The 231-nt window shown below is 55.4% G+C and carries 1 protein-coding gene; it reads left to right on the top strand.

The window, feature by feature from the left end; all coding sequences use genetic code 11:
* Positions 1 to 231, top strand: a 231-nt coding sequence (locus MXD62_RS09795; protein ID WP_248829030.1) for a cytochrome c oxidase subunit 3, incomplete at both ends; no start/stop codon positions are given.

A 231-nucleotide genomic window follows, 5' to 3' on the forward strand; every position in this document is an offset into this window, starting at 1 on the left:
GCATTAGGTCTGGCATTCGTCGGCTTGGAGATCAACGAGTTCGTGCATATGGAGGCCGAGGGGGCAACCATTTCCCGCAGCGCGTACATCTCCGCCTTTTTCACCCTTGTGGGGACGCACGGTCTGCACGTATCGATCGGTTTGATCTGGATGGTAGCGATCATGCTGCAATTGGCCCGTCACGGCATCACCGCCGTGACCAAACGAAAAGTGTTTGTAATCGGTCTCTAC

Source organism: Frankia sp. Mgl5 (genome assembly GCF_023242985.1).
GTDB lineage: Bacteria > Actinomycetota > Actinomycetes > Frankiales > Frankiaceae > Parafrankia > Parafrankia soli.